Raw genomic sequence first — 5,017 nt, 5'->3', positions numbered from 1 at the left:
GCGCAAACTAGAAAGCATCGATAGTATTTACTATCGATGCTTTTTTTGATAATATCAATTTGTGACTAAAAATTGATCTCGCCGTTGTAGCTCAGAAGGTAGAGCATTTCCATGGTAAGGAAAAGGTCCCAGGTTCAAATCCTGGCAATGGCTTAATATGTGAAAGCATCGTGTTAAAAGACAAAATAAAGAACCCCATTTAACAGTTATGAGCCTGTTAAATGGGCTCTTTTAGTATATATAAGGTATTAGGTAAGAAAACGCTTTATAAAAAGTAATGGAATTATGCAATTCATTCACAAGTTACAGTTCTCGACAGCCTCATAAATGGTAAAATTACTACGTACATTATTTTTATATTTTGAGGGGGATTTTCATATGCGTAAAAGGTTCGTGCATTTTATTCAAGCTATTTTTGTTGCAATTATTTTCTTAGTTATTGGGGGAACTGCTGCAAACGCAGATTCTGCTAATTTAACTGATGGTTCATACACTGTTCCCATTACTTTGTTAAAGAGTGGAAGCAGTTCACAGTCTATGGCTAATCATTTCTTTGAGCAAACCGCACAAGTTACGGTTTCTCAGGGAAATTATAAGACCGATATTACCACTAACGGCGCAAATTACATTGCCTCAGTGACAATGGCTGGTCAAACTGCCTCACCAGTGATCACTTCTGGAAACAATGGAACTCTGACTTTTAATCTGAAGAATCCTGACAGTACCATTCCAGTTAGTTTCGTTCTGTACAACATTCCACTTATTGGGCATATTCAGGAAAGCGCAACCTTTTCATTTAGTTGGAATGATGCTGTAAAACAACAGGGGTCAGATACCACCCCAAGCACTGACACAAATTCTGATACTAATTCCAATACCAATACTGATCAGAATACCACGCCGACAGCTTCCAGTGATTCAAGCAGTGCAACCACATCAACACCAACTTCTACAAGTAGTTCTGTAACAGCACCGGTTCAACAACCAGCAGTCACAAAGAAGTCTGTTAAGACCAGTGTTCCAACTACCACGCGGAAATACGTTGTCTTAAAAGGTCACGCCAATTCTAAATCCATGGCTAATAAATACTTTACAAGAACTGCTGTTATTAAAAAGATTGCCAAGCACTACAATGTTCAATTGAAAGTTGCTTATAAGAAGAATTTGAAGTTGGGATCTAAAGCAGTTCGTCCGGTTACAATTAACGGTCGGAAAGTAAAGTCATCGGTAACGAACTATGGTAAAACCAAGAACTATTACACAATGACTTATTCATTCAACGTTTCATCATTCAAGACATTAAAGAAAATTATCAAAGGCTCCATTCATGTGGTAGTTCCACAAGCCCAAATCAATACAACTTGGCCAGTTCGTTTCAAGTTCAGTCAAAAGGCACCTGCAAAAGCTCATAAACACGCTGCAGTTGTCGCAAGTACAACTAATTTAAATTCATCAGCAAAATCTCAAGCCAAATTGCCTCAAACCGGAGATACCCAACAAATGAGTTTATCACTTGTTGGCTTAGCAATTGCATCAGGATTATCCTTTATTTGGGGGAATAATCATGAAATTAGCAAATAAAACCAAGTGGGTTTGGGGATTGCTGATAGCGGCTGGTTTGTTTTTACTGTCAACCAGCCCAGTTAGTGCACAAAGAATTGCTTATCATCCACTTCGTTATGGTACAAATCAAACGTCAATGGCCGACGGCTACTTTGTTAAGCCGGCTAACGTGGTTGTTAAAAATCATTTGTACTATGTGACGATGCAAATCAAAACTGCTAAAAGTTTATCGTCCTTTCCAGTAAAAGTGATGTGGGTCAATGGTCGGGCGCCGGTCAACGTTCGTCGGGTTAAAGACCGTGCTGGAAATTCACATGTCTATTATTCTTTTTATACCAATAATTTAAGGAAACGCATCAATGCCAAATTAGCAATCGACGTTCCCAAAGTCTACAAAGCTCACCATTTGATTTCATTTAAATTCAGTACAACTGGACTACCAAGCTTGGGCACCCGTCACCGGACGGTCGTCAAAGCTCAGACTGCTAGTGCGTCAAGTGCTAAGGTTGCTCAACAGAAAAAGAAGCAACAGCAGCCAAAGAAATCAAGTCAAGTTAGTCATCAAACGACGACAAAGCATCCTAAAAAATCAAGTAAGGTAAAGAAGCAAACGAAGAATACGCAAAAGCCGAAGAAAACGCCTGCTAAAAAGGCATCTTCTCAGCCAAGCAAGAGTAGTAATTTAACCAAACCTGCCAAACGCAACGCCAACAAGCCACATGCTAAAAAGAGTGGTGTTCCATGGATTGTCGGTGGGGTGACGTTAATTGCCGGAATTTCAGCCGGCTTATGGATTTACTTTAGACATTAAAGGGGGGCAATAGCATGAAAGGTACTCGCAAAATTGCTTTAATTGTCCTCTCCGTGATCTTAGTTGTTGGTGCACTCGCCGGAGTGTTTGTCAGTCGAATTGGTGCTGCCAATCATCAGAAAAAAGCTCGAGTGGTTGCGACGACATACGCGGTTGTCCAAATCGCTGATAAGTTAAAGCTGCCTTTGGTTGGGGTGCCAACAACCCAAAATAAAATTCCGGCTCGATATGCCCATGTTGCCAGGGTTGGAAATCCAATGAATCCCAATGTTGAAAAGATTGCCAGTTTGAAGCCAACCGTCGTTTATTCGGTTACCACACTCCAAGATCAATTTGGCAAAGCATTTAAACAGCGCCACATTGAACCTCACTTTCTGAATTTAACGAGTGTTGCAACGCTTAAAAAGACGATTACGACGATGGGAAAACAGTATGATCGGACAAGCGAAGCCAAGAATGCGGTTGATGAGATCAACCATTCCGAAACTCAGGTTAAAAATGTTGCCCACAAGCATGCTCAAAAGCCACGCGTCTTAATCCTGATGGGCTTACCAGGCGCATCATACATGATTGCCACCAATCAGTCCTATGTGGGGAATCTGGTTCAGATTGCCGGCGGTGAAAATGTCTTTTCTTCAAAAACTCAGGAATTCATTTCACCAAATGACGAAGCTATTAAAAAAGCCCAACCTCAAGTCATTTTGAGATTGGCTCATGCGCTTCCAAACATTGTCATTCCACAATTCAACGCTGCTTTTAAACATGATCCAATGTGGAAGACGCTTCCTGCTGTTAAGAACCACCGGGTTTATGATTTAACGGAGCCAAATTTTGATGCGACCGCGAACATGAAAGCTTCAAAGGCACTCCAGATTGTTTCGAACTGGCTATATCCTCAAAAGGAGGCTGGTTCCAAATGAGTCGTGCCGAAAAAATATGGTATCCAGTGATATTGGTGATGCTTGTCATCACCATTTTCATTTCAATGATGGTGGGGGCAAGCTTTATTTCTCCGCACCAGATGATTCTTGCGTTAAATGGCTCCAATCCCAATCAGCTGTCGATTATTGCAAATATCAGGTTGCCGCGCATTCTTGCGGTCATGCTTTGTGGTGGGATGCTCGCAATTGCTGGTGCCGCCAGTCAAGCTGCCTTTAGAAATGTTTTGGCGGATCCAAGTATTTTGGGTATCACCAGTGCTTCGGATTTTTTCATCCTGATCGGTGCCATGATATTACCAACTTTTTTCGCTGGTAAACTGCTGTTTGCAATCATTGGTGGCTTAGTTGCTTTGTTCCTGCTGACGAGAGGTCCGGCGTTAAGAAGTCCGTATCGGTTGATCATTATTGGGGTTGCCATGATGTTGACATTCACCGGATTCGAACAGCTTTTTTCAAATGGTTTTGGTGCTTCGTTGACTGGATCATTTAACGGGATAACCTGGTCTCAAACAGAAGGATTGTTGTTTTTGGGCGTCAGCGGAATGGCAGCTGCCGTTGTGATTTCACCTTGGGCAAATTACTTGAAGCTGTCGACAGAGCAACTCCAAACGAAGGGTGTTTCAGCATCTGTTATGCGACTGTCATTACTGCTGGTTGTCGTTTACCTGTCCTCAAGTGTCTCATCAGTAGTGGGAACAATTCCTTTTATGGGGATTGTCGTTCCCAACATTGTTAGATACCTGGTTGGCCGTGATTATCAGACAATCATTCCCTTATCCATGCTGGTAGGGGCCTGGTTGCTGCTGGTGGTCGACACCTTTGGAAGAATTGTGGTTTTGCCAAGTGAGCTGTCAGCTGCCGTCATCATGACGGTCATTGGGGGACCATTCCTGATTATCATGCTGCAAAGGAAGAATTTTAATGGAATTAAATCAAGTTAGTTATCATTATCCACACCAACCAATGCTGCTCAATAAAGTGACTGCCACAATTCCAACTGGACGCATCTTATCAATCATTGGTCCAAATGGTGCCGGCAAATCAACCTTGTTGAAACTGATGGCCGGTATCTTGAAACCCTCAGCCGGAGAGATTGACTTAAACAATCGGTCAATTTCCACAATTCCCCGGAAAGCTTTGGCAACCAAGATTGCGGTTGTCAGCCAGCAAAATAATGTATTTGACGATATGCAAGTGATGGACGTCGTCAAAATGGGGCGGCTTTCCCATCATCATTTGTTGGCCAACATTTCTGACGATGAGGTGGCTGAATATATTCAAGCAACCCATTTGAGTCAACTTGCTTCTCGCTCATTGTCCTCGTTATCGGGTGGTCAGCGACAGCGGGTCTGGCTGGCGTCGGCATTGGCCCAGGACCCCGAGTATTTATTATTGGATGAACCAACAACATACTTGGACATGCATTATCAAGCCAAGCTCATGACGATTTTAAAACAGTTAAACCAGCAAAAGCACATTACAATCATTATGGTGCTCCACGATATCAATCAAGCCTTCAAAATCAGTGATGAACTATGGCTGGTAAAAGCCGGTCGATTGATAGAAACGGGGCAGCCGGAAAAATGCTATAACCGTGACTTACTGGCGTCAATTTTTAATACCAACATCCAAATCGTGGATGTTCCGAGTTATGGGAAATATATCGTTGAAATTCCAGATTAAATTTTTAAAATTGTCCGGC

5 protein-coding genes and 1 tRNA gene are annotated in these 5,017 nt (G+C 42.1%); all 6 read left to right on the top strand.

Translation table 11 applies throughout. From position 1 onward, the window contains the following. Positions 1-80 precede the first annotated feature (80 nt). The 6 genes from LKE01_RS11360 (at position 81) to LKE01_RS11335 (ending at position 4,998) form a co-directional block, all read left to right on the top strand. Positions 81-153: transfer RNA gene (locus tag LKE01_RS11360), tRNA-Thr, on the top strand. Positions 154-378: 225 nt separating this feature from the next. Then, positions 379-1,581: an NEAT domain-containing protein gene (locus LKE01_RS11355; protein WP_056983141.1), complete on the top strand. Its 1,203-nt coding sequence runs from the start codon at positions 379-381 to the stop codon at positions 1,579-1,581. Continuing rightward, positions 1,565-2,374: an NEAT domain-containing protein gene (locus LKE01_RS11350; RefSeq protein WP_056983143.1), complete on the top strand. Its 810-nt coding sequence runs from the start codon at positions 1,565-1,567 to the stop codon at positions 2,372-2,374. The genes LKE01_RS11355 and LKE01_RS11350 overlap by 17 nt, the downstream gene beginning before the upstream one ends. Before the next feature lie 14 nt (positions 2,375-2,388). Then, entirely contained in the window at positions 2,389-3,294 is a 906-nt protein-coding gene (gene isdE / locus LKE01_RS11345; protein ID WP_056983145.1) for a heme ABC transporter substrate-binding protein IsdE, read from the top strand. Further along, positions 3,291-4,256, top strand: a complete 966-nt coding sequence (locus tag LKE01_RS11340; protein ID WP_056983147.1) for an iron ABC transporter permease — start codon at positions 3,291-3,293, stop codon at positions 4,254-4,256. The genes isdE and LKE01_RS11340 overlap by 4 nt, the downstream gene beginning before the upstream one ends. Beyond that, positions 4,237-4,998, top strand: coding sequence for an ABC transporter ATP-binding protein (locus tag LKE01_RS11335; RefSeq protein ID WP_054769874.1), 762 nt, complete (start codon positions 4,237-4,239; stop codon positions 4,996-4,998). The genes LKE01_RS11340 and LKE01_RS11335 overlap by 20 nt, the downstream gene beginning before the upstream one ends. The last annotated feature ends 19 nt before the right edge of the window (positions 4,999-5,017 follow it).

The organism is Lentilactobacillus kefiri, assembly GCF_007989105.1.
In the GTDB taxonomy this organism is placed as follows: Bacteria; Bacillota; Bacilli; order Lactobacillales; family Lactobacillaceae; genus Lentilactobacillus; species Lentilactobacillus kefiri.
The sequence above is the reverse complement of the archived record's forward strand: the minus strand, read 5'-3'. Positions and strand labels throughout refer to the sequence as shown.